The organism is Phocaeicola faecicola, assembly GCF_013618865.1.
Classification (GTDB): Bacteria; Bacteroidota; Bacteroidia; order Bacteroidales; family Bacteroidaceae; genus Phocaeicola; species Phocaeicola faecicola.
Genome location: NZ_JABSOE010000068.1, coordinates 1 through 23,684 on the forward strand (window position 1 = coordinate 1; position 23,684 = coordinate 23,684).

Annotated in this window: 20 protein-coding genes; 5 read left to right on the forward strand and 15 right to left on the reverse strand. The window is 46.3% G+C overall.

The window, feature by feature from the left end; all coding sequences use genetic code 11:
* Window positions 1–235: 235 nt before the first annotated feature.
* The 3 genes from H3001_RS15695 to H3001_RS15705 form a co-directional block, all read right to left on the reverse strand.
* Window positions 236–988 (reverse strand): NigD1/NigD2 family lipoprotein, encoded by a 753-nt coding sequence (locus H3001_RS15695; RefSeq protein WP_181215443.1) that lies wholly within the window; start codon window positions 986–988, stop codon window positions 236–238.
* A 151-nt stretch (window positions 989–1,139) separates the two neighbouring features.
* Window positions 1,140–1,793, reverse strand: a complete 654-nt coding sequence (locus H3001_RS15700; protein WP_181215444.1) for an HAD family hydrolase — start codon at window positions 1,791–1,793, stop codon at window positions 1,140–1,142.
* A 138-nt stretch (window positions 1,794–1,931) separates the two neighbouring features.
* On the reverse strand, window positions 1,932–2,555 hold the full coding sequence (locus H3001_RS15705; RefSeq protein ID WP_178243455.1) for a hypothetical protein: 624 nt from the start codon (window positions 2,553–2,555) through the stop codon (window positions 1,932–1,934).
* Between the two features lie 538 nt (window positions 2,556–3,093).
* Between H3001_RS15705 and H3001_RS15710 the strand changes: the two genes are divergently transcribed.
* The 3 genes from H3001_RS15710 (at window position 3,094) to H3001_RS15720 (ending at window position 5,440) form a co-directional block, all read left to right on the forward strand.
* On the forward strand, window positions 3,094–4,080 hold the full coding sequence (locus H3001_RS15710; RefSeq protein WP_181215445.1) for a porin family protein: 987 nt from the start codon (window positions 3,094–3,096) through the stop codon (window positions 4,078–4,080).
* A gap of 183 nt (window positions 4,081–4,263) precedes the next feature.
* Complete coding sequence (locus H3001_RS15715; protein WP_181215446.1) at window positions 4,264–4,923, forward strand: DUF2490 domain-containing protein; 660 nt, start codon at window positions 4,264–4,266, stop codon at window positions 4,921–4,923.
* Window positions 4,924–4,936: 13 nt separating this feature from the next.
* Complete coding sequence (locus tag H3001_RS15720) at window positions 4,937–5,440, forward strand: nitroreductase family protein (RefSeq protein WP_181215447.1); 504 nt, start codon at window positions 4,937–4,939, stop codon at window positions 5,438–5,440.
* A gap of 87 nt (window positions 5,441–5,527) precedes the next feature.
* On the opposite strand, the gene H3001_RS15725 is transcribed toward H3001_RS15720, so the two are convergent.
* The 3 genes from H3001_RS15725 to H3001_RS15735 form a co-directional block, all read right to left on the reverse strand.
* Complete coding sequence (locus H3001_RS15725; RefSeq protein ID WP_181215448.1) at window positions 5,528–6,784, reverse strand: phosphoglycerate kinase; 1,257 nt, start codon at window positions 6,782–6,784, stop codon at window positions 5,528–5,530.
* Between the two features lie 176 nt (window positions 6,785–6,960).
* The gene (locus tag H3001_RS15730) at window positions 6,961–7,608 is read right to left on the reverse strand and encodes a response regulator transcription factor (RefSeq protein WP_181215449.1); all 648 of its coding nucleotides are present in this window, start codon (window positions 7,606–7,608) and stop codon (window positions 6,961–6,963) included.
* Window positions 7,586–11,905: a sensor histidine kinase gene (locus H3001_RS15735; protein WP_181215450.1), complete on the reverse strand. Its 4,320-nt coding sequence runs from the start codon at window positions 11,903–11,905 to the stop codon at window positions 7,586–7,588. The genes H3001_RS15730 and H3001_RS15735 overlap by 23 nt, the downstream gene beginning before the upstream one ends.
* A gap of 520 nt (window positions 11,906–12,425) precedes the next feature.
* Here H3001_RS15735 and H3001_RS15740 point away from each other — a divergent pair.
* Together H3001_RS15740 and H3001_RS15745 are read left to right on the forward strand one after the other, a co-directional pair.
* Entirely contained in the window at window positions 12,426–13,649 is a 1,224-nt protein-coding gene (locus H3001_RS15740) for a site-specific integrase (protein ID WP_181215451.1), read from the forward strand.
* Window positions 13,650–13,671: 22 nt separating this feature from the next.
* Window positions 13,672–14,964 (forward strand): site-specific integrase, encoded by a 1,293-nt coding sequence (locus H3001_RS15745; RefSeq protein WP_181215452.1) that lies wholly within the window; start codon window positions 13,672–13,674, stop codon window positions 14,962–14,964.
* Between the two features lie 76 nt (window positions 14,965–15,040).
* Here H3001_RS15745 and H3001_RS15750 read toward each other — a convergent pair whose 3' ends face one another.
* From H3001_RS15750 to H3001_RS15790, 9 genes are all read right to left on the reverse strand, one after another.
* Window positions 15,041–15,352: a helix-turn-helix domain-containing protein gene (locus tag H3001_RS15750; RefSeq protein ID WP_178241305.1), complete on the reverse strand. Its 312-nt coding sequence runs from the start codon at window positions 15,350–15,352 to the stop codon at window positions 15,041–15,043.
* On the reverse strand, window positions 15,349–15,645 hold the full coding sequence (locus tag H3001_RS15755; RefSeq protein WP_009135689.1) for a helix-turn-helix domain-containing protein: 297 nt from the start codon (window positions 15,643–15,645) through the stop codon (window positions 15,349–15,351). Before H3001_RS15755 ends, H3001_RS15750 begins: the two co-directional genes overlap by 4 nt.
* 16 nt (window positions 15,646–15,661) lie before the next feature.
* Window positions 15,662–15,976: a helix-turn-helix domain-containing protein gene (locus tag H3001_RS15760; RefSeq protein ID WP_117905033.1), complete on the reverse strand. Its 315-nt coding sequence runs from the start codon at window positions 15,974–15,976 to the stop codon at window positions 15,662–15,664.
* A 215-nt stretch (window positions 15,977–16,191) separates the two neighbouring features.
* Window positions 16,192–16,608, reverse strand: coding sequence for a hypothetical protein (locus tag H3001_RS15765; RefSeq protein WP_181215453.1), 417 nt, complete (start codon window positions 16,606–16,608; stop codon window positions 16,192–16,194).
* 310 nt (window positions 16,609–16,918) lie between these two features.
* Window positions 16,919–18,235 carry a sigma-54-dependent transcriptional regulator gene (locus tag H3001_RS15770; protein ID WP_181215454.1) on the reverse strand — a complete coding sequence of 439 codons (1,317 nt, stop codon included), beginning with the start codon at window positions 18,233–18,235 and terminating at the stop codon, window positions 16,919–16,921.
* On the reverse strand, window positions 18,210–20,528 hold the full coding sequence (locus tag H3001_RS15775; protein WP_246368651.1) for an ATP-binding response regulator: 2,319 nt from the start codon (window positions 20,526–20,528) through the stop codon (window positions 18,210–18,212). The genes H3001_RS15770 and H3001_RS15775 overlap by 26 nt, the downstream gene beginning before the upstream one ends.
* Before the next feature lie 579 nt (window positions 20,529–21,107).
* Entirely contained in the window at window positions 21,108–21,839 is a 732-nt protein-coding gene (locus H3001_RS15780; RefSeq protein ID WP_181215455.1) for a DUF7738 domain-containing protein, read from the reverse strand.
* A gap of 12 nt (window positions 21,840–21,851) precedes the next feature.
* A complete protein-coding gene (locus tag H3001_RS15785) occupies window positions 21,852–22,685 on the reverse strand; it encodes a DUF7738 domain-containing protein (RefSeq protein ID WP_181215456.1) in 834 nt (277 codons plus the stop codon).
* A 221-nt stretch (window positions 22,686–22,906) separates the two neighbouring features.
* Window positions 22,907–23,449 (reverse strand): hypothetical protein, encoded by a 543-nt coding sequence (locus tag H3001_RS15790; RefSeq protein ID WP_181215457.1) that lies wholly within the window; start codon window positions 23,447–23,449, stop codon window positions 22,907–22,909.
* Between the last annotated feature and the right edge of the window lie 235 nt (window positions 23,450–23,684).

Genomic DNA, 23,684 nt, shown 5'->3' on the forward strand with positions numbered 1-23,684 from the left:
AAAGATAAAAGCATTCAGGGCATCATTCAGAGGAGTCGTGGATACAAGATTCTTTCTCTTCAGGCTAGCCAATGTATATGCTTAAAAAGATTACTATTGTTAATCCCCCAAGATTTTATACTGAGCCAGTGGCTGTCTGAGGAAATAAAAAAAGCTCCCTGCCTGTCTGTATGTAGTGATTCACAGACAAGCAGGGAGTTTATGTGTAAACGTATCCGTCCGGATACCGGAAATGTCATTTCAGTGCGTTGCGCGTACGTGTGTTCACCAGTGCCTCTGCTCCGGCATTGGTTGCTTTTCTCGTACAATAATCGAACTCCGTGGATTTTTCGCCACTGAATGATTTCCATTTCAGGGTCAGTTTCACGGTTTTTCCGTCCGTGTCGGGCAACTGGCTCAGGTCGAATGCCACGAGTGCCGAACTCAGTTCGCCATAGACATCTCCGTAGGCGTTGTGTCTGAATTCCACTTCATATGGATTTGCGGCGTTATCTGTACGGAGCAGGTTTACGTAGTGAGGCTGACTTCCGTAGCCCCAGTTGGTCATGAAGCGGAGCGTAAGATATCCGTCTTCGGCAATGGTCACCCAGTCGTTCAGAATCTCTATCGGATCGTTGCCATACACCGAGTCGTTATCCTCTCCCAGGTCGGGAGCAATCGGCTTGGTCAATATGCTGTCTATCCAGTTGATCTGTACGGCTTTGGAATATTTCCCGCTCGACTCTTCAACTTCCTCGTAGTTGACCAGGGCCCGCACTTCTTTCTCTCCGAAAGGAGAAGAAGACATGTTGACCGGAAGCAGGGTGGTCTGTTCATCCAACTGGAGGAAGAAGGTATCGTCGCCGTCTGTCTTCGCGGTTACCAGAGCGTTGGGAATCATTTTCTCATACGTGTTGTCGTCGTCGTTCAGGCAGGAAGAAAGACTGCTCAGTCCGATGACTGCCAGGGTGAGGCAGAAGGTTTTTCTCAGCAAGCTGTAATTTTTCATAAGGCAGTGTTTTTTTGTTTGTTCTACCCTTAAAATGAAAGTAATACGGGAACCTTGCTTTTCTGATTGTTAATATTCCCTAACACTGCCTGTCCTCTGTCCTTGCGGAAGACGATTGCCGGTCCGCCTTCTCTCAGCTGTCCGTCCTTCTTTAGCCGTTGACGAAAGACAGGATCTCTTCGGTACGGTCTGCGATGCCCGTCGGATGATAAGCCTCAAGTTCCGTACGTGGACGGAATCCCCAACTGACTCCCAGCGTATCCACTCCCGCATTGATTCCGGTCTGCATGTCTACGCAGGAATCTCCCACATACAGCACCTCTTCTTTATTGACCTTGGCCATTTCAATGATTTCGAAAATGACATCCGGAGCCGGTTTGGCAGGTACTCCCTCCCGTTGTCCGAAGATGGCCGTAAAGCGTATTTCCGGAAAATACTGGCGGATGAGCTTGACAGTCGCCTCCTGGTATTTGTTGGATGCCACTGCCACCTGGATTCCCTGCTGCTGCAAGGATTCGAGCACTTGCGGAATACCCGGATAAGGGCGGCTCAAGTCGGCATTGTGCTCGTTGTAATAGGGGACAAACAAAGATCTTATTTTCAGAATGTTTGCTTCGTTTCTTTCGGCCTCGGGAAGTGCCCGTTCAAACAGTTTGTTGATACCGTTTCCTACAAAATACCGGTAAGCCTCTACTTCATGGAGGGGGTATCCGCATTGTCCCAGCGCATAGTTCGTGGCGGCAGCCAGGTCGGCGATGGTGTTCAGCAGCGTACCGTCCAGATCAAAAATAACCAGTTTTTTCATATAGGGTTTAGTCTTTATGATTACCCTGCAAAGATAATGCAAAAAATAAAAAATAAAAAAGCCGGCACCCGTATCAGGGTACCGGCAGATGAGTGACCGGAAAATGTACCGTCGTCCCGGTTATATACCGGCCGGATATCAGTTCATGACCAGCACTTCTCCGTTGTAAAGCAGTGTGGCATCGTGTGTGACCGTTTCAGGAGTCTGTACGCCATCGGAGCCGTCCTCGTCTCTGAATACATTGGCCTTGGCAATCTCAATCTTCAGCTGATTGCCCGACAGGTTGATGGTAATACTGGAATCGGCATTGTTGTTGCTCATGGAGTAATAATATTCTTCTCTGTCGCCGGTGATGTCGTCAGGTTCTTCTTCCCATGCGTTAAACCAGTAATATCCGCATATTTCCAGCTGGTTCCATGAATTTTCCTGCGGTTGTCTGGTAAAGCGGTAAGTCCCGTTGGGGAGTTCTCCGTTGGCCGTGCGGAGGTAAATGGAGGCATCTTCCAGAAAAATAGAATGGTCGGCAGTCGACTGGCTGGTCAGTGCGAGCATGTCTTCCGAGCTCAGGTAAATGGTGTATTCATTGTCGCTGCCTTTGGATATGTAGGCATATTGGTATTGGATGCTTTTTCCGTCTACATAACATTCGCCGTTTCCTTTTGCGTTACCGTTGTTCTCGCTGTCTTTGTTGCATGAACTGAAAAAAGGAATCAATGCCATACAAATGGCAAAAAAGAGTTTAGTTGAAAAATTGTTTTTCATAAAATAAATGATGTTTATGTATTAATGTATGTTGTTTTATTTCTTGCAAATATATTAAATAAATAGCTAAATATGAATATATTATATGTTTAAAATGAAAATTGTATGTATATAATATTTATCATTTTGTAAGAATTTTTCTCATTCTTTTTTCATTTAGTTTTCCATGTGTCTGCATAGTCCTGAATTCGGGCAGGCTAGTCGAAAAATGCAGAAAGCGCAAAAAAAATGCAGAAATGACGTTCCGGTTACGCCTGCGGTGATTTTTGTCTGCAGAAAAGAAGGCTTTTCAGTAAATTAATCATTATCTTTAACTGCTTTTAAGGAAAAGACAACCTCACACGGAAGATTTCATTACCTGTGCATTTGGAAATCATGCATGACGACGTTGTTTTTATGATTATCGACGCTGATTTTATAAATGCCGCAGTGGTTTGAATAGTTACCGCAGGCAACTGAAAAAGGGTATTCGAAAGTGAGGAGAAAATCTGAATAAATAACTGTTTTTATACCGAGAGACTGTCGGTTTTGGAAGAGAATGATGGAATGGATTAAGAAAATAGTATGGCCGCTCGCACTGGTCATGGGTGGTTTTTGCATGGCAAAGGCTGAGAATCCGGAAGAGAAAAAAGGAGACGTGATCATTACGGTTTTTTCCGATTTTTATTCGGGATTCGGACGGGTGAACGGAGAACGGGGCTTTGACCTGGACAGGGCTTATATCGGCTATGAGTATCGTGCTTCGTCGGAACTGGAAATCAAGGCGGTAATGGACTTCGGCCAGTCTCGGCAGGTGGATGATTATCATCGCATCGGCTTCATCAAGAATGCGCAGGTAACCTGGCAGCGAAACGGATGGGAGCTGAACGGGGGACTGATCAGTACTACTCAGTTCAAGACGCAGGAGGATTTCTGGGGCAAGCGGTATGTCATGAAGTCTTTCCAGGATGAATATAAGTTCGGCAGCAGTGCCGACCTGGGTATCTCGGCGGCGTATACGGTGAACGACTGGTGGCTGCTGGATGTCATTGTGGCGAATGGTGAAGGATATAAGAATCTGCAGACAGGCAAGGGACTTCAGTATGGGGCGGGCATGACCTTCCGTCCGGTGGAAAGTGTGGTGCTGCGTCTGTACGGTTCATACAATGAGGCTTCGGAAAAGGCGTTGAAGGGAGTTACCAACCTCGCGTTTTTTGCGGGGTATCAGAACCGGTGGCTTTCGGTGGGAGGAGAATACAATCATCAGCTGAATACTGATTTCATCGACGGTCAGGATGCGAGCGGTGTCTCGCTGTATGCGACTTTCCGCACGGGAGACAAGGTGAGTCTTTTCGGAAGGTGGGACAGGCTCGATTCGCGCAATGCCTGGAACAAGGCTCAGGATGGAATGAATGCCCTGGTGGGAGCGGAGTTCCGCTTGGGCAAGTATGTCAAGCTGGCTCCGAACGTACGGGTGACGCTGCCGGAAGAGGAGAGTCTGGGTAAGGAGTGCTATTTTTACCTGAATGCGGCCTTTGTTCTGTAAGCGGACTGAGGTGGCCGGTCGTCATAGATGTAAGAAGACGTTGTTCTCCAGGAGGAAAACTGCTGCAGATAAGGAGGATGGAAGGACCGGCAGGGAAGATGGAATGATAATGGGAGTATATAATAAGGTATCGCAGCGAGAAAGAGGGGGTTAACGGGGAATGAAAGAAGAAAAAATAGGCATATGAAAATAGAAAGAAGGTTTTGGCTTGTAGTTGGAATATGGATACTTTTGCTGGTGGGAAAAGGCCAGGAGGGCTTTGCCCGTGAACATGACTTTGCCGGATGGTCGACCGTGAAGTTTACTCATCCGGTAAACGAGCGGTTTCAGCTGATCGGGATGACCGGATTCCGGATCAGGGAGTCGTTCCGGGTGGCCGACCGTATCCGCCTGAATGTGGGGGGACGGTATAAACTTTATCCTTCATTGAGTGTGGAAGGCGCTTATGAGGTACATTACAGTCACCTGGGAGGTGGGGAATGGGAGTTCCGGCACCGGTATTACGCCGGTTTTCTGGTGCCCGTAGACATTTCCGATTTCAGGGTTACCTGGCGGGAACGCTTCCAGCAGACCTTTATCGCCGGGGATGCGGAGACCCTGCTCCGGTCGAAGTTGCAGTTTTCGTATGGACGGAAGCGCTGGAGGGTTTCTCCGTTTGTGGGTATTGAAATGTTCCAGCCCATCGGTGAAGAGAATTTTTTTACGGTGGCCCAAATGCGTTACCGTCCGGGGGTGCATTGTAAACTGAGTTCCGGTTGTTCGCTCGACCTGTATTACTGTCGTCAGCATACGGACAGGCGGAACCGGGACATTCTGGGTGTGGAACTGAGTATTAACTTTTAACATGATAATTTGTATGAGTTTTTTGGATTTGGTAAAATCGCGCTATTCGGTGAGAAATTATGCATTGCGTGCCGTGGAACAGGAGAAGTTGGACTACGTGATGGAGTGTGTCCGCCTGTCGCCTTCGGCAGTGAATTTTCAGCCGTGGAAGTTCGCGATTGTGCAGGAGAAGGAGCAGCTGGAAGCTCTGAAGACAGCTTATCCGAGGGAGTGGATACAGTCGGCACCTTGTATGATAGTTGCCTGTGCAGATCACGAGGTGTCCTGGCACCGGAAGGCTGACGGAAAGGATCATGCGGACATCGATGTGGCCATTGCCGTGGAGCATTTGTGTCTGGCAGCTGCCGAACAGGGACTGGGAACTTGCTGGGTATGCAATTTTGATGTGGACCGTTGTCGGGAGGTCATGCACTTGCCGGCCAATCTGGAGCCGGTCGTTCTCATTCCGTTGGGGTATCCGGCCGATGAGACGGTTCCGGAAAAGAAGCGTAAGACCCTTCCGGAAATTCTGCTGTAAGCTCTCTGGAAAAAATTCCGGAAGTACAGATACAAAAAAAGGAGGCGATTGCGCCTCCTTTTTTTATGGATTGAAAAATGAATTTTCTTATTTGTCGCCACGGATAGCTGCGATACCCGGAAGGATCTTACCTTCGATAGCTTCCAGCAATGCACCACCACCAGTAGAGATGTAAGAAACTTTGTCAGCCATACCAAACTTGTTGATACAAGCTACAGAGTCACCACCACCGATCAATGAGAATGCACCTTCAGCAGTTGCTTCTGCGATAGCGTCAGCGATAGCCTTAGAACCAGCAGCGAAGTTATCCATTTCGAATACACCTGCAGGACCGTTCCACAAGATAGTCTTTGCACCCTTGATAGCGTTCTTGAATTCTTCGCGAGTCTTAGGACCTGCATCCAGACCCATCCATCCGTCAGGAATGTTGCTGTCGTCGCAAACCTGAGTGTTAGCGTCGTTTGCAAACTTGTCAGCAGCGATACAGTCGCAACCCAATACCAGGTTTACACCTTTAGCTTTTGCTTTTTCGATGATATCCAAAGCCAACTGCAGTTTGTCGTCTTCTACCAGTGAGTTACCAATCTTACCGCCTTTAGCCTTAGCGAAAGTGAATGCCATACCACCGCACAGGATCAGGTTGTCTACTTTGTCCATCAGGTTTTCGATGATACCGATCTTAGTAGAAACTTTAGAACCACCCATGATAGCAGTGAACGGACGTTTGATGTCTTTCAATACGTTGTCTACAGCCTGAACTTCTTTTTCCATCAGGTAACCCAACATCTTGTGGTCTGCATCGAAGTAGTCAGCGATGACAGCTGTAGAAGCGTGTTTACGGTGAGCAGTACCGAATGCATCCATTACATAGCAGTCAGCGTAAGAAGCCAAAGTCTTAGCGAATTCTTTCTGAGAAGCTTTCATAGCTTTCTTAGCGTCTTCGTAAGCAGGATTTTCTTTTTCGATACCTACCGGCTTACCTTCTTCTTCCGGATAGAAACGCAGGTTTTCCAGCAACAGCACTTCACCCGGTTTCAAAGCTGCAGCAGCTTCAGAAGCCTTAGCGCAGTCAGGAGCGAACTGAACCGGAGTACCCAGAGCAGCAGCTACTGCGTCTACAATCTGGCTCAAAGAATATTTAGCATTTACTTTGCCTTTTGGTTTACCCATGTGTGACATGATGATCAGCGCACCACCGTCAGCCAATACTTTTTTCAAAGTAGGCAGCGCACCACGGATACGAGTGTCGTCAGTAATTTTACCTTCTTCGTTCAAAGGTACGTTGAAGTCAACGCGAACGATTGCCTTTTTGCCGGCAAAGTTGAATTTGTCAATAGTCATCATAATCTCAAATATTTTTTGTTTAAAGTTGTTTCTTTTTTGTTTGCTCGGTTGCAGCGCAAAGTTAAGAAAAAAAATGATGTAGTGTAATCTATCGCCGCTATTTTCGTCGGCCTGTGTTATTTTTATTAAAAATGCGTGCTGCTCACCGAAGGTGTACCGTTGGCAGAGGCTGGTTGTCAGAGTACCAGTTTGTTCTTGTAGGCAAAGACGACGATTTCAAGCGCCGACTTGCAGTCGAGTTTGCTCTTTATGCGGTCTTTGTAGGTCTCTACGGTATTGGGGTCGATGTTCAGCTGGCAGCCGATTTCCTTGCTGGTACAGCCGTTGGCGAGGAGCTGTACGACCTCCATTTCCCGGTTGCTCAGTTCGTAGGGCTTCCGCTTGCGGAGGTTGGCTTCGCTGCCGAAAGCCTGTATGATTTCGTTGTAGGGGATGGTGTTTCCGAAATAAAATCCCTTGCCCTGTGCCACGGCCTGTATGGCTCCGATCAGTTCCACCGCCGGGGTATCCTTGGCCAGGTATCCGTTCAACTGAAGCCGCAGGGCCCGGATGATGTAGGATATGTTCTTATAATGGGAAAGAATGAGGACGGGCAGGTGCGGATAGTGCGCCTTGATGAACTGGGCCAGGTCCAGTCCGTCGGCTTCCTCGGCCAGGCTGATGTCTACTATGGCCAGGTCGAAGCTTTCTTTCTGCAATATCTGTCTGGCCTCTTCCGGCTGCCGGGCCGCAGCGGTTATTTGTATGGTATCTGCCTGTTTCAGGATACTTTTCATTCCTTCCAGATGAATCTCGGAGTCGTCAACAATAAATACTTTGATCATATTGAAGTGTTTTTTGTAATGTAAATGTAAATATACTTCCTTTTCCTTCTATGCTTTTTACCTGGATGGTTTCCCCCAGGCGGTTGATGAATTCTTTGACAATGAGCAGTCCTAGCCCGGTTCCGCTTTCCTGGGCCGTTCCGCGGCAGGAGACTTTGGTGCCGGTCTGGAACAGTTTGTCGACGCGTTCGGGAGGCATGCCGGTTCCGTGGTCTTCCACGCTGACCTTCCAGCTCTGGGGAGTTTCCTGTACCCGGATGTGGATGCTTCCTCCGGGGTAGGAATATTTGATGGCATTGTTGATAAGGTTCCTCAGAATGGTGGAAAGCATGTTTTTGTCGGTATAGACTTCCACCGGTTGGTCGGGTACGCTGACCGTGAGTGCCTTCTGCCGGATGTGAGGATCCAGCAGTTGCAGTACGGCTGCAATCTCGTCGTTCAGGCGGGTAGGGCGGAAAGCCGGCCGGATGATATCCTTTTGAGAAAGCACCCAGAACTGGAGGTTGTCCAGCAGGGCCTTTCCCTGGGAAGATACCTGATGAATCAGTTGGATTTTCCTGATTTTCTCCTCCTCGTCCAGTTGGCCGAACTCTTCCAGCAATCCCTCTGAAAGCAGGTTCAGGTGGCTCAACGGGCTCTTCAGGTCGTGCGATACGATGTTGAAAAACTTGTTTTTGTTTTCCATCATCAGATACAGTTTTTCGGTCCGTTCTTCCACCTGTTTTTCCAGGTCTTCGTTTCTTTTCCGCAACTGTCGTTCCCGGAAGCGGATGATGCCCCATATGCCCAGTAGAATGGCACTGGTAGACAGACTGATGAACCACCAGGAGCGGTACCAGGGCGTAGCGATATGGAGGGCCAGCGTCAGGGGGTGCCCGTTCCATTCTCCGAATGCGTTGGAGACTTCTATCTCAAGCCGGTAATTTCCTGCCGGCAGCCGGGTATACTGAGCGGCAAGGTAGGGGGGCTGTGTATAGTTCCATCCCTTGTCGAGGGGAAGCAGGCGGTACCGGTATTTCAGGTAAGGACTGAACTCGTAGGCTGCTCCCGAGAAGTGAACGGCAAAAGAGTTTTCTTTAGCCTTGAGTGCCAGTTTCCGGGTTCCGTTGATGTCGGCCGGGTAGCGCTCTCCGTTGACTTTCATACTGGACAGCAGCAGTTGGGGAGCCGGAAAATCCTTCTTCAGTGCTTCCGGCTGGAAAAGACTGAAGCCGTAATCGCATCCTACGGCAATGCTGCCATCCTGCAGGCGGCAGATGGCCCGAGAGAGGTTGTTGTGCGGCAGTCCGTGATAATCATAGAATTTCCGTATAATCGTGCCGCAGGAATCTACCAGCAGCAGTCCGTTGTGGGTGCTCATCCACAACTGCGATTGCCGGTCGTCCTGTATTCCTCTGATCTGGTACTGGGCCGTCGTTCCATAAGGCCGGAACTGTGCCAGTTTTCTGAGGTATCGGGCGGCTCCCCGGGGAGTGCCGACCCAGACTTCTCCGTGGTTGCCGCAACAGATGGAGGTAATCTCGTTGTCGGGCAGACTGAATGGGTTCCATGCTTCGTGATAGAAATGGGTAAGGGTATCGGCTTCAAGGGAAAGACGGTTGAGGCCGTTTTCGCTGGTGCCGATCCAGATATCGCCTCGACTGTCGGCTGCCAGGCAACTGGCCAGACGGGAGGTCAGACAGTCGTTGCCGGGGCGGCTCATGTCGGTAAATCGTTGCGATTTAGGATTGAACAGACAGAGTCCCCGGTCGGTGCCTACCCACAACTGTTGGTCGGGGCCCGGGGCAATCACTGTGATGTCATTGCTCAGCAAACCATATGGTTTGTCGGGCTGCTGCCTGTAGACTTGTTTTTGTCCGGTTTTCAGTTGTACCAGCCCCTGGTTGGTGGCTATCCAGCAGGTATAGTTTCCGGTAGGATATATGTTCCTGATCTGATTGCCGGGAATACCGTCATGGTCGGTTTCTGAGAATGGATAATGACCGAGGATGCGGTCGCCGCCGAATATGTACAGTCCTTTTGAAGTGCCTGCATAGAGCCTGCCTTCCGGGGCTTTGGCCAGGCTGCTGACTTCCTGCGGGTCAGGAAGCATCGGAACCCATTCTCCTTGTGGGGCGAGTCGCCACAGCATCTTGTCCGTGGCTGCCCATAATTCCCGATGGCTCCGGTACAGCAGTTTCCGGATACCTGCATCGCAGGCAATGCCTTTGTCCGTGCAGTTGATTTCCGGAACTGCGGCTTTCTGCTGCTTCAGGGTATTGGTGTTGATGGTGAAGAAGCCTTTGCCGGAATGGACAAGGAGGACGCTCCCGTCGTCTGATACCGTCCATGCAAAAGCGGAACCTCCGGAAAGGTCACAGACTGGGTAAGTCCGGTGGTCGGTCAAATCCATGTATATTATCTGCTGCGGACTGGCCAGAAAGAGTTTGTCTTTCCCGTCGGTCTGTATGGACTGGCAGTCGAATTCATACGGCAGCGAAAAGACGCTGGTCTTGCTGTACTGGTAATATCCCTCTACCAGGTCCCGGTTGGGATAATCGGCCGGAAACTGTTCGCCAAACTGATAGAAGCGTTTTTCACGACAGTCGTAAGCTCCCAGAAAATTCAGTCTTCCGTTCATGAGATATTGCTTGCGTACCGGATCATAGAAAATCTGTTCAATCTTTCCGTGCGGGAAAGAAGGCACGTTATTGGGGAAATAATGCTTGAAATCAAACCTTCCCTTCTCCCGGTTGAACAGGTTCAGCCCGAAGGCTTCCCAGGTGGCACACCACAACCGTCCCTTCCGGTCTTCCAGAAAACCGTTGTACCAGTTGGCCCCGAACGGATTGCCCAGCCACAACCGCGGGTAATGGTAGTCGGGTTTCTTGCTCCATAGGGCATACCGTTTCCAGGTGTGGTGCCGGGGATCATATACGTTGAAACCCACATGGTTCCATAATCCGACATAAATCATTCCGTTCCGGTCCTGATACAGGGCCGTTACCCGGTTCTCTTCCGGATACCGGAAGTGCAGGTCGGCTTTCCGGTAGGCTGCATAATCCTCTACAATCTCTTCCGGAAGCGGCGGATTGCTGTAGATGGCTTCATGGCGGATGTATTGGCGGAGGGTCTCTTTTTCGCGGTGAAAGGTGGAAGGATCGATGTCCTTGGTCATCAGTCGGTAATTGAAATGCGATACGCTTCCCTTTTCCCAGTTGAATACATAACTGCCGTCATTTTCCGTACCTACCCATAAATTCCGGTCCCGGTCTTCCATGAGTGCAGACACATCGTATCCGGGATAAAACCGGAACAGGTTCTGATGTGGACTGTACAGGTAGGCTCCCTTGTCGGTTCCTATCCATACGCATCCGTCCTGTGTAGCGTGCAGGCAGAGAATGTGGTTGGAGGAGAGGTCGGAAAGGCGGTTGCTGGAGTTAGTAAACAGTGTGAAACTGTCTTCAGGATAACTCCAGCGCACCAGTCCCCCGTACCTGCCTATCCAGATATTCCCTTGCCGGTCGGTTACCCCACAGGTTGCTTCGAAAGGGATGGAGTGGCAATGAACGAACTTTTCCTGATGCGGGTCGTAGCGTTGTATGGATCCAGCGGAGGAGGAAAGCAGGCTGCCGTCCGGAGTCTCGGTAAAAAAAGCGGACTCCAGTGCGATTCCCTTGTCAGACCAGGTGGGGCGGGTTACAGCCTGATGGGTTTTCTTGGAAAATACGATGCCTTGCAAGGTTCTTCCTCCAATCCATAAATTCTGCTTCCGGTCTTCGTAGATGTGCCAGTAATAGTAGTTTCCTTCGGCTATTCCGGCAGGATGCGGATAGGTATTCCACTGTGCCTTCGGGCGGTTGAACTGTGTCAGATATCCCTGGTCGGTCTCTATCCAGACATTGCCTTCTTTGTCGGCATGCAGAGCCTTGACAAAATTGTTTTTCAGTCCGTTGCGGGTGGTATATCGCCTGAAGGTGGCCGTCGCCCGGTCGTAGCGGTTCAGTCCGTTGCGGGTACCCACCCAGAGGGTTCCTTCTGCATCCTCGCACAAGGCAGTCACTGTATTGTCGGAAAGGCTGCAGGTATCGGTTTCTGTATGAAAGTAATTGCGGAATGCAGTGCCGTCGTATCGGGAAAGGCCGAAATCGGTTGCCAGCCATATGAATCCGTAGCGGTCCTGAAGGATGTTCAGTACTTTGTCGGATGCCAGTCCCTGCTGTGTACTGAAATGAATGAAACGGGTAATGGAGTCTGCGGTGATGGTGGCACCGGAAGGCATGGCCTGACGGGGAGCCAGGGAGAGAATCAGCAGCAAAAGTATCCAGTGATATACAGAATGGGGTCGGACTTTTGACTGGCATCTAGAAAACTTGAAAAAGTTCTTCCCGCAGCGCATAGGCAAAACTCTCCTTAATGGGTTATTTATTAAACAAATATAGTGAAACTCGCCCACATACGGATAACTTTTGAGAAAATAGTGCAAAGTGTTTGAGAACTATAGAAATATGTAGCTTTGTTCCAGATTCTTCCAATTGTGGTTTTTGACCGTTTTTGAGGGAGTTAGGAAAACAAATCGCTACTTATCCGTTGCCTTTTCCGGATTGAAAAAGAGGGTTGGAAATAGCTTCCATTTCTACTTTTCATATCCTGTTTATCACTGCATGGAACGATGTTTCTTGCTATGTCTATCATGCAAACTTAGTCATATTTTTCCATATTAGAAAAAAAGACAGGGTTTGTTTGTTAGGCGAAGGACCTTATTCTCCGTTCTGCTATATTTTTCATGCCATTCATTTGCTCGCTATATAATAATTTTGCAAACAAAGGAATTAGTTATGAATCAGGCAAATGTAAAGGTATCGTTCTACCTGAAAAAGAGCGAGGCGGATGTTGACGGAAACTGCCCTGTAATGGCTAAGTTAAGTGTCGGAAAATACTCGGAAGCGGCATTCAGTGTGAAAATGAAAGTGTCACAGTCGCGCTGGACTTCCGGACGTGCATCCGGCAAGAGTGTGGCGGCAAAGGAAATAAACAACCGTTTGGACGAGATTCGTGCGATGGCTTTAAGTATCTACTCAGAACTGTCGGCTGTACGTGACGGTGTGACAGCAGAAGAGGTAAAAAGTATTCTGCTTGGAATGGCCAGCGGACAGGAAACTCTTTTGGGCTACTTCAGACGATTTATCAATTGTTTTGAAAAGCGTGTGGGAGTAAACCGCACCATAGGAAGTCTGCGTGCTTACCGGAATGCCTACAACCATATCGAAAGATTCTTGCAGGCAAAATACAAACTTTCCGATATCCCGTTCTCTGCGCTGGACCGTTCCTTTATTGACAAGTATGATTTGTACCTTCGGACAGAACGCAATCTCGCCCCCGGAACAATCATCAATCTGACCGTACAACTGAAAACGATTGTCGGCGAAGCCATCGCTGACGGTATCATTACCGCCAGTCCGTTTTTGGGATACGAGCCGGTGCGTCCTAAAGCCGTACAGAAATATCTCACGGCAGAAGAGTTACACAGAATCATGACCACTCCGCTTCACAGACAGACATTATATCATGTCCGTGATATATTTTTGTTTTCCTGTTTTACCGGGATTTCATATAGAGATATGTGTCTGCTGACCAAAAGCAACCTATGTTCAGCAGAAGATGGGACATGGTGGATAAAAAGTGCCAGACAGAAAACCAAAATAGAATTTGAGATTCCGCTGCTTGATTTGCCGCTACAGATTCTGAAGAAGTACAGCGACACTGCTCCCGATGACAAGTTGCTGCCGATGTACTGCAATTCCATGCTGAACCATTATTTAAAAGAGATTGCGCAAATCTGCCACATAAACCGTCCGTTGGTCTTTCATGTGGCCCGTCATACATACGCTACGGAAATAACACTTTCCCATGGCGTACCCCTTGAAACAGTCAGCAAAATGCTCGGACACAGCCAGATAGAAACCACCCAAATTTATGCGAAAGTAACCGATGACAAGATAGATGCCGATACAAAGGCACTGAACCGGAAAATTTCAGAACGCTTTTCTGTCGTCATTTAATAAACCCTTAAATGGAAAGTATATGAAACAGAATATTGAGAAACAGAATACCAAACGCCGCAGCACATTTGCCGTGCTGTTTTATATCAACCGTACAAAAATACGCAAGGACGGGATGTGCCAGTTGTTGTGCAAGGTGAGCATCGATGCCGAATGGGCTCAGATAGGTACCAAAGTATCTGTCAATCCGGCTATCTGGAATCCGGAGAAAGGGCGTGCAGATGGACGAAGCGAGAATGCCGTTACTGTGAACCGCGCCATAGATCACCTGACAAGCGAGATAGCCGGACATTATGATCGGATAAAGAACAGCCTGGGTTTCATCACGGCAGAACTGGTCAAGAATGCAGTCAAAGGTATCGGACAGAAGCCGCTTACCCTGCTGGCTCTCTTCAGGGAGCATAATGAGGAATTCAAGAAACGTGTCGGGATAGACCGCATACGGGAGACATACGAGTCCTATCAGCGTTCATACAAACATCTTTCCGCATTTGTACGGGAAAAGAAGGGTATGGAAGATGTCACGTTGCGAAGTCTTGACAGGGTGTTCTATGACGATTTTGAAGTTTTCCTGCGCACCGACCGCAATCTGAAGCCCAAAAGCGTGCATGAGCATCTGTACCGCTTGAAAAAACTCACGGTGCGGGCTGTCAGCCAGGGCACGTTGAGACGGGACCCATACTGCCGTCTGCACCCCGAACTCCCCAAAAGAAGAAGCCGCCACATGAAGCTGGAGGACCTCAAGACATTGATGACTACTCCCGTAGAGAAGCCGCAATTACAATTCGTGAGGGATATGTTCATCTTTTCGACTTTTACCGGACTGGCATATGCGGATTTGAAGAAGTTGTCAGTAAATGATATTACGCAGGCAGACGACGGCACTTGGTGGATTCATATCTACCGCCAAAAGACCGATACGCTTTCCTCTGTGCGTCTGCTGGATATTCCTCTCCAAATCATAGAGAAGTACCGTAGCCAAAGAACCGGGGACAAGGTGTTCAACATTTACGGACGCTGTTATTTTATCATGCTGACAAAAGAATTGGGAAAGGCCTATGGATTTGATTTGACCTTCCACCAGGCCCGGCATAATTACGGAACCCACATCACTCTCTCGTTGGGTGTCCCGATAGAGACGGTAAGCCGTATGATGGGACATACCTCCATTTCCACCACGCAAATTTACGCGCAGGTTACGGACACAAAAGTGGACGAGGATATGAAACGCTTGAGAGCCACCGGATTCGGTAACAGAATAGAATTATGTGAAGAGGATTTCACGACAAAGAAAAAACGGAAACGGAAATCGTAAGTCGTATGAAAAGGAGAACGGAGAAACAACCGCAACCCGGCAGGTCGTTTCTCCGTTCTGACTTTAATGATGCCAGCTATACCCAGCGTTGTTCTTCCCGGCACCGCTTATAGGCATCGTCCAGTATTTTCATAATGTCGGACTCTTTATAGAGAGCCTTTCCCTGTACCAGGTAGTAAGGGATTACACCGGATGTACGGTATTCCTGCAATGTGCGTCTGCTCACCCGCAGGACATTGGAAAGCTCCTCATCCGTAAGGAAGCGTTCACCGTTGAAGAGCGTTCTCGGGATTTCCTCTAATACTGAAAGCATCTTCTCCAATTTCTCCAATCCCTGAAACATCACATCAATGTGCGGGTCTTTCTTGTCTATGAAATGATAGCTCATAATCTACTCTTTATTAAAGGGTGATAACTCAAATCCAACAGTCTCTGTATATCTTCCGGCTTGTAGAAGAGCTTGTTCTTTATACGGCTGAAGGGAAGTATCCCTTTGGCCCGATATGCCTGAAGAGTCTTTTTGTTGATGCGGAGCACATCGCACACTTCCTGGTTGTCCAGCCAGTTTTTCAGACCGAGGTCCTCTACCGGTCGGCAAATGTGTGTCATCCGTTCCTCAAATTTGCAGAAGCGGATACGCAGCTCTTCAAAAGTCTGTTTGTCAATACATACAAGTTCCATATTCTTTTCAGTTTAATTATTCCACCTGGTTTTTCAGTCTTGCCGGCATACGTTTCCCCTTCTGGTTGAGGAATGCCTCTACCTCAGAAGACTTGTAATAGGTACGCCCGTCAATCATGTAATACGCCACGAGTTTCTTCTGGCGGTACCGTGCGAGGGTGCGCTTGGTTATGCCGAGCAGCTCGCACATGTCCTGATTGTCCAGCAGCTTGTCGCCGTCAAGAGCGGAAGTCTGGCGGTTCATGCGGTTCAGTCTGTCTTCAATCTTGTCGAACCGTTCCATGATCTGATGGATCATCATCTGGAAGGTTTCACGGTCTATCTGTATCATAATACGGTCTGTCTTTGAGTGTAAATAATCGGGTGATTACACCTTGTCGCGCAACAGGTTATATCATGATATAGAGCTAACGGCATGCCAATGGCACCATATTTCATGGAATGGCATCGATATTCCATTGAAATACAGCGAAATAAAATTTATCAGAGAAAAGAAATGATGGAAATAAAACCTTGCAGAATGCAAGAAATCTCGCAAAATGCAAGTTACATCCTGCAAGGATTGCGGTAAATCAGGCGGCAGATACCGTTGGAAAAAGCAACGGCTTTATGCAACTGCCACTGCCGGGAAGGAAGAATGTTCTGTACGGAATGTCCCTTTCCCATAGAATAAGGAAATAGATAAACTATAAATTCATCCACAAGATTGTAGTGGAAAAGTCCCCGCAGAAGTTCAAGGGATTCTGTATCATGAACTTCTGCCAGATAGGTAAAAGAAGCGTTTTTGTGGTCTTTCTCGCAGAGCAGATCCAGAATGGAGTGAGGTAGAATCCAGGCATTGCAGTGTTCCCGCCAATGAACAAACCCTTTTCTATGGTTCATTACCCATTGCGTCAGCACGTTGTCAGGTTCCGGCAGGAAACCGTCCAGCGTCATTACCGTTACTGCTTGGATTTTTGACATATAAATCCTGTTTTAAATCCGGACCGGTAGCCGTTCCAAAAAAGAAGCGTGCAAACACACTACTTCTAATGGAGGCTCTGGAATGCCTTAACAGGAATAGGTGAATGCACGCTATGCGTAGGCATAGCATAAGCAATCACGCAATAGTTCCTGTTAATGTTAATTTTCCAGATTCCCATTAGAAACGCCTTGCGGTCTTATGTTATATACAATCGGCAACCGTCTCCCAGACGATATGCCGCTTTTTCTCTATTTACTTGCAAATGTACACATATTCAGCGAGATTTGCATTAGCTACGGACATCATTTTTTAATTCATCCCGTATTTTTTCATCTTTCTGTACAGCGTTGCCGGATTGATCTTGAGCATCGCTGCCGCCTGTTCCCGGTGTCCGTTGCAGGCTTTAAGGGCATTGATGATGTTCATTTTCTCCTGCGCTTCGTCCTTTAGTGGGCGGATAGCAGGTGTGGCAGTTGATTCATTATCATGCTGATGGATTTCTGTATCCAACCCTTCCATTTCCAATACCGGTGATTCCGAAACAAGCACGGAGCGTTTCACCCGGTTTAGCAGTTCACGCACATTGCCCGGCCACGGATAGTTAAGCATCCTGCGCCTGGCATCATCGGAAAAACCGTTTGTTTCGCGTTTCAACTCCTTTGAATAGCGTTCACGGAAAAACTCGGCCAAGGGGAGAATGTCCTCCGGGCATTCACTCAACGAGGGCTGGCGAATCTCAAACTCGTTCAAACGGTGATAGAGATCTTCTCTGAACCGCCCCTGTTTGATAGCCTGCTGCAAATCCTCGTTTGTGGCAGAGACTATCCGCACATCCGCTACCCGTTCCTTGCTGCTGCCGATTGGCATATAGGTACTTTCCTGCAACACACGGAGAAGCATGGATTGAATTTCATAGGACATTGTTCCGATCTCATCCAAAAACAATGTCCCGCCTTTCGCCATGTCGAAGTAACCAACCTTGGCGGTATCGGCACCGGTAAATGCCCCTTTCTCATGTCCGAAGAGAAGCGAAGCCGCCAGTTCACGGGGCAATGCTCCGCAATTCACCGCCACGAACGGCATATGCCGGCGTTCACTGCCCTGATGAATATACTGTGCCACCGATTCCTTGCCGGTTCCGTTGGCACCGAGTATCATTACAGCCATTTCTGACGGAGCCACCAGTCTTGAGTACTTCTCTACCTTCAGAATTTTCGGGCTTGTCCGATGAAACAGAACCTTCTCCTTCTCCCGTACAGTGACCATAGGCTGGAACACATCTTCTGCCAATTCCAGCAGATGTTCCCTGTGTACCGGTTTGGGCAGATAGTCTATCGCACCCATTTTGATGGTACGTACCACATCCGGAACCGATACATATTCGGTTGTGATGATGAATGGGATTTTCTTCTTTTCCTTGCGGAGCCATTCCAGCAGGGAGATACCGTCCCCTTCCGGCAGACGCACATCCGAAAGAATCAAATCAAATGCAGTCTTACGTATCAACGAGCGTGCTATCGGTTCGTTCATGGCTGTTACCACATCATAACCTGCTTGTGCAAACCAGTCTTTCTGCATCTGCGACAAACTTATGTTATCTTCAACTATCAGTATTTTCCGTTTCATTTGTCAGTCTTTTTATTTCGTTTTCAGCCTCTATTATCAATACGCCGGTGCACTCAATGATTTGCTGTGTATATTTCTGTATAGCATCATCATTTGTAGTAGAGTCTCTCAGCAGGACCCGATAGGCAGACAAGAGCTCCTTCATCCGTAACAGTTCCCACATCGGCTGCATACGATGAGTGATTTCCCGTAATTTTTTTCGGTCTTTGAGTTTCAATGCCATATCAAGTTCCCTTTTATCCTTCTCTGACTGGCTAATGAAAGAGTCAAGCAGCCTTTTCTTATCGCTGACCTCGGATAACATCGCACTGAAATCTATCCTCTTTCTTTCAACAGGAAGAGATGTTGTTATGGTTGAAAGCAGGCTGATTAACTCCGAAGATGAGAACGGTTTGTAGATACAGGCTGCGAATCCGGCTTTTAGAAAAACTTCATTTCCCCGGTCACCACGCGCAGTCATGGCTACAACGGGTATTGTACGAGAGTTTCCGACAGTCGAGTTGCGTAAAAGATCAAGCAGTTCAAAACCACTGGTGCCTATCATCTGAATGTCAGAAAGCAGCAAATCATAATCTTTCTCCCGCATAGCCTTGACCACATCTTTTGCTGTAGAGCATGTGATACAATCCACCCCGTTGCGTTCAAGCATTTCCTTCATCACTGCAAGCTGTAGCGGATCATCATCTATGGCAATTACTCTTTTCGGGAGTATTCCTGAAAACGTCCTAACGGGAGAAGGAATTTCCTCGTTTAAATTCGTTTCCGACATAGGGATGGACACTTCGAAGCAACTTCCTATCCCTTCCGTACTCGAAACAGATATTTTTCCTCCGAGTAAATTGACAATCCCTTTGACAATGGAAAGACCCAGTCCGAATCCTTCAGCCGATATATGTGGAGCCGCCTTCTCAAAAGGATTAAACACCCGTCTTATTGTAAGCTGATTCATGCCTATACCGGTATCCTGCACACGTAGCAACAATATTCCTTGATGGTATGAAGCCTGTAAGCAAACGGTTCCGTCTGGAGTGAATTTGATGGCGTTCGATATCAGATTGTCAAGTATCTGTTCAATCCTGTCCGGATCATTCAGGACAGCTGTCGGCAAGTTATCAAAAGAATACCTGAAAAGAAGTCCCTTTTTATTCGTTTCCTGTGAATAAAGCGAAACAATGCGTTGCAACAATTCCTCCAGATGGAATGGAACCAGGTTGGGTGTTTCTTTTGATTGGTTAAGTCTTGACAAATCAAGAAGATTGTTTACCAGCTTGAGTATGTGTCGTGACGTGTCAAGAATATTAGTGATGTAACAGTTTCGTTTCTTCCTGTTTCGTGTATTTTGAGCCAATTCAGCACTCCCCGTAATTGTATTGAGCGGACCTCTTATATCATGGGATACGGTAAGCAGCACTTTCTCTCTCATACTTAGCAACATCCGGTTTTGCTTAAGACTCTCTTCGAGACGCTTCTGGATTTCTATCCGTTGTCTGACATCACGTTGAATCAAAACATATGCAAGAACCAGCAACAGGCAGGTTGTTACAATTATTATGGAAATCAAGTTCATGGAGGTCTGTCTCATTTCATCAAGATTACGTTCTTTATTCCGGAATTCTTTTCGTACTTGCGAATCAAGGGTAGCAATAAGATTCAAGAGTCGGGCATTTATATTGGTATTATCCTGACTTATGCGTCTGGAACCGTCCTCAAAATCAAACATCCTTTTCTCCTGAGTCCTAATAAGATCCTCGTTCAGAAATTTAAGTTCCATAATCTGCGGCATTGGAAACAAACCGGATTTCCCGTTTTGTACCAAGCCGTCAATTGCATGGCTATTGATTGTCTGTAGTCCGGTTATCAAAAGGCTGTCTGATTTAGACAGTCTATGGAAGGCTCTCATAAGCAAGTACATATGCAACTCTTTGGTGTGAAGCAAGGTTCGTAACGAATCTATCTGCTCTGAAGGAACACAGGAAGGATTTCCCTTGCTAATTTCATGAAGAATACTGTCAACCAGAAGAGTTGTCTTGTGATAGTCGTCATAATCCGAACAGTTCCATCCGGCTACTGTTTCACCTAACATGGCAAGGCGCGTAATATATTGATGTGCATAATAAATATCCCAATGGGTCTTGCGTGCAGCTGATGTGTTTTCTTCTATTTCCATCAGACGCTTTCGCTCAATGAACACTATCCCTGCCATACAGACTATTACCAATACAAAAAAAGCAAAGGAAAACGCTATCTTTCTATGCAAGGCTTTGTTTGTCATTTCAGGTTTCATTTTCGACATATCCGTTTTATTTTTTGCTGATATTCACAAATTTAGCAAGTGTAGAACAGATATCTTTTACGATTCCTGATAATATTTACGGATTTCTGTTCATGAAAGGTAAGCCACAACCCAATCACGCCCAAAAAGGAATGTTTTATTTGACCAGAGTGGTAAAAACGCACACCTTTATGCAATATACAACTCAACACGAAGTATTATCTCTCTGCACAAGTTTGAACTGTAGAAACTGCCCAGAAAGGATTATCTGTCAAAAAATCGGGCTGTCAGCGTTGAGAATGGGACAAAAATGAACGGAGAGATCAAGGTTATCAGAGAATCTATCTGCGAAAAGTGACAGATGAAAAGGGAAACAGTGGAGGAATGAGCTGTTACATTCATCAGGTAAGCCACGCAGCATTGGGCATATAATTCTTCCTGTGTTATTACTTGGACTTGAATCCACGATTTTTCTATTGCTGCCCGATAGCCCTGCAACAGTCAGCAATATGCATACTTTAATTTTTTGCTACATTCGTTCTTCAGATAAACTGTTACACCTATATAAATCTTTTATCCATTCAATTCCGCCAGCTAAAGTTACAGGTAGTACTTATTAAGTATACACATAAAACTTTCTGTTTTTGTAAAATCCGTAGACATCAAAATAGTATAGTAAAACATATAACGATCCTCTTTCTTGAAATTTTTAAGTTTTGTATAATCGTAAGAATGCAAAACCCTATGTTCTACTATCCGATCTCCTCTATGCCGTTGAAAAAAAATGAGTTCATTTTCTTCCATAAAATCCTTCTTTACATTTGTCATCCTTCCCAATGGCACGCCACCAACTAGAATATTGCCTTTAAAATAAGTCTTGGGATTGTCTTCCTTCATACTTTTTACTAAATCTCGCAAGTTATCACTATTTGCAAGTTCCAGTGCTTTGCCAACTGTCAAATTCCAGCGAATATCCACCATCATCACTGTTTGAATACTATCTCTCAATTGAGTACTGACCATTACTCCCCAGTCATCCCAGAAGTAAGTTATATACTCATGAAAGAAAGCCTTTCCTTTATACGTACGTGTATAAGGTTCACCGAAGATCTCCGTCACCTCTTCAATACTCATTCCCGGCCAGAACTCTTTGCCGTTATAAGTTATTTTATCACCGTCGAAAATAAACAGATGCTCGGTGTTTACCCCCATTTCTTCCAGTTCCGAGCGGCTGTAGCGTGTGCCATACAGACCGTCCGTTCTTTCACCACAGGCTGTTAGCGTGAAGAACAATACTATAAGATAGACTGAGAGGTTGATTCGTGTTTTCATGATAACTATGTTTTAATCAGGGTGGTTTATGTACTTTTCATATTCAGGACCTTCGTACGGTGGGTCACCAAAACCTCGTGAGTTAATGTCAATATCAAAATGTGAGATATCATTACCGTCATCAGACTTCTTGATACAATAGGTATAATATTCTTCTCTGCGGTGTATAGGCGCTTTGGTGTAGTCCCAGTCATACAAGTCACAGTAATAAAGCAGAGGGAACGGATTGTTATCGAATTTCAGATTTGTTTTTTTCAGAAAATCATCCATGTGCATACCTCTGCCCAAAACTGCTCCACCGACAACTATTTTACCCGTAAAATACTGATGTGGGCAGCGGTTCTTTAGCCATTTTAGGTTTTCTTCGGATAGAAAATCATCTAATTCTATATTCCAGTTAATCATTATTCCGCTTACAGGGGCACTGTCTTTTCCACTTTTATCTTGTGATACCATAATGATTCCCATCGAATCCCATATAAATATTCCGGGTTCCGCAAGACGCTCGTAATTTCCGAATATCTCACACAGTTCTCCTATTGACATTCCCGGCATGAACGGCTTGCCGTTGTAGGTCATTGTCGTATCTGTAAATACAAACAAGTGCTTCCTGTTCACCCCCTCTTTTTCGTAGTCTATAGGCGGTTCTTCCGGCAGATGTTCTTCCAAAAATCGGTCTGTTTTTTTCATCAGTGTATCTACTTTTCCCAAAATGTTACCTATGCTTCCCATTGCCTTTTCGTGGTTGTAGCTGCACCCTGTACACGAGCTGAGTGCGGACAGGCAAAGCAGTCCGAAGCATAGGGCAACGGCTGCCGGAGCGGGTATGAATGGATGTTTGTTCATATTACGTTACTTTTTAAGACGTTATTACTCTGACTGTTCTTTCCCCTCATTTTGTCTTTTCAGGGAATCTGTCCTTTCCTTCATATATTCATCACACAGCGGCAGCAGGATATTTGCCTGTACACATCCCAATTCGCTACTTTTCATCCAGTCCTCGCAGGCTCCACGTTTGTCTCTTGTTCTTTTACGTGCCAGCCCACACCCATAAGTTGCATGGGTCATCAATTGAAAGAAACTCTCAAAGGAACATCAATCCATCTTTTATGATCATGAAAATGCAGATAGATAGAATCTCCCTCGAAGAAATTATCAATAATATATTTAAAATGGTTATTGAATTCTTTTAAAGAAACATGAATAGTATCTTTATTTTCATTAATCATTTTTTTGTAATATACGGACATAAATTCTTTTATTGTATCATTTTTGTCAATAACATATTTTATTTTTCCGTCAAACTTTCTATAAGAATAAGTCAGATATCTATCATTATCATCCACCCGTAGATAGCATCCCGCTGTTCCCGGACATATATTTTCATTCTTGGCAAAATAAGAATTTTCACCATAAGAAATTTCTCTATTACCATTTTTCTTAAATTCAAATGCTATAGGATATAATAAGCTATGAATAGCCGTTCTGTCTTTTCTTATCCTCAATATCACAGGACTATCGTTTTGTACTTGTCTTACAGAAACGAGATTTTCATGGGAGTTGCATCCCACCACAAAAACAATAAAAAAAATAAATATAATAGACTTCATATTAAATACTTTTTAGTAATATATCAAATAAAATTTGTATCATTGATGCTTCAATAATCACAAGTAGTATGTATCAAGTACACACATAAAACTCTCTGTTTTTGTATAATGTCTTATCCTGATATAGGTAGACACATTTACAAACTAATAAATGTGTTACTATTATGACTTCAAAACGAAAGCTTTATCGTGAAGATGAAAAACTGTTTTTTCTTCACTCTTACTACCAATCAGG

What these genes read in the sequence shown, in the direction of transcription:
- H3001_RS15695 (WP_181215443.1), bottom strand. Translation starts at nt 988, where the DNA reads ATGAAAAATTACAGCTTGCTGAGAAAAACCTTCTGCCTCACCCTGGCA.
- H3001_RS15700 (WP_181215444.1), bottom strand. Translation starts at nt 1,793, where the DNA reads ATGAAAAAACTGGTTATTTTTGATCTGGACGGTACGCTGCTGAACACC.
- H3001_RS15705 (WP_178243455.1), bottom strand. Translation starts at nt 2,555, where the DNA reads ATGAAAAACAATTTTTCAACTAAACTCTTTTTTGCCATTTGTATGGCA.
- H3001_RS15710 (WP_181215445.1), top strand. Translation starts at nt 3,094, where the DNA reads ATGATGGAATGGATTAAGAAAATAGTATGGCCGCTCGCACTGGTCATG.
- H3001_RS15715 (WP_181215446.1), top strand. Translation starts at nt 4,264, where the DNA reads ATGAAAATAGAAAGAAGGTTTTGGCTTGTAGTTGGAATATGGATACTT.
- H3001_RS15720 (WP_181215447.1), top strand. Translation starts at nt 4,937, where the DNA reads ATGAGTTTTTTGGATTTGGTAAAATCGCGCTATTCGGTGAGAAATTAT.
- H3001_RS15725 (WP_181215448.1), bottom strand. Translation starts at nt 6,784, where the DNA reads ATGATGACTATTGACAAATTCAACTTTGCCGGCAAAAAGGCAATCGTT.
- H3001_RS15730 (WP_181215449.1), bottom strand. Translation starts at nt 7,608, where the DNA reads ATGATCAAAGTATTTATTGTTGACGACTCCGAGATTCATCTGGAAGGA.
- H3001_RS15740 (WP_181215451.1), top strand. Translation starts at nt 12,426, where the DNA reads ATGAATCAGGCAAATGTAAAGGTATCGTTCTACCTGAAAAAGAGCGAG.
- H3001_RS15745 (WP_181215452.1), top strand. Translation starts at nt 13,672, where the DNA reads ATGAAACAGAATATTGAGAAACAGAATACCAAACGCCGCAGCACATTT.
- H3001_RS15750 (WP_178241305.1), bottom strand. Translation starts at nt 15,352, where the DNA reads ATGAGCTATCATTTCATAGACAAGAAAGACCCGCACATTGATGTGATG.
- H3001_RS15755 (WP_009135689.1), bottom strand. Translation starts at nt 15,645, where the DNA reads ATGGAACTTGTATGTATTGACAAACAGACTTTTGAAGAGCTGCGTATC.
- H3001_RS15760 (WP_117905033.1), bottom strand. Translation starts at nt 15,976, where the DNA reads ATGATACAGATAGACCGTGAAACCTTCCAGATGATGATCCATCAGATC.
- H3001_RS15765 (WP_181215453.1), bottom strand. Translation starts at nt 16,608, where the DNA reads ATGTCAAAAATCCAAGCAGTAACGGTAATGACGCTGGACGGTTTCCTG.
- H3001_RS15770 (WP_181215454.1), bottom strand. Translation starts at nt 18,235, where the DNA reads ATGAAACGGAAAATACTGATAGTTGAAGATAACATAAGTTTGTCGCAG.
- H3001_RS15775 (WP_246368651.1), bottom strand. Translation starts at nt 20,528, where the DNA reads ATGTCGAAAATGAAACCTGAAATGACAAACAAAGCCTTGCATAGAAAG.
- H3001_RS15780 (WP_181215455.1), bottom strand. Translation starts at nt 21,839, where the DNA reads ATGAAAACACGAATCAACCTCTCAGTCTATCTTATAGTATTGTTCTTC.
- H3001_RS15785 (WP_181215456.1), bottom strand. Translation starts at nt 22,685, where the DNA reads ATGAACAAACATCCATTCATACCCGCTCCGGCAGCCGTTGCCCTATGC.
- H3001_RS15790 (WP_181215457.1), bottom strand. Translation starts at nt 23,449, where the DNA reads ATGAAGTCTATTATATTTATTTTTTTTATTGTTTTTGTGGTGGGATGC.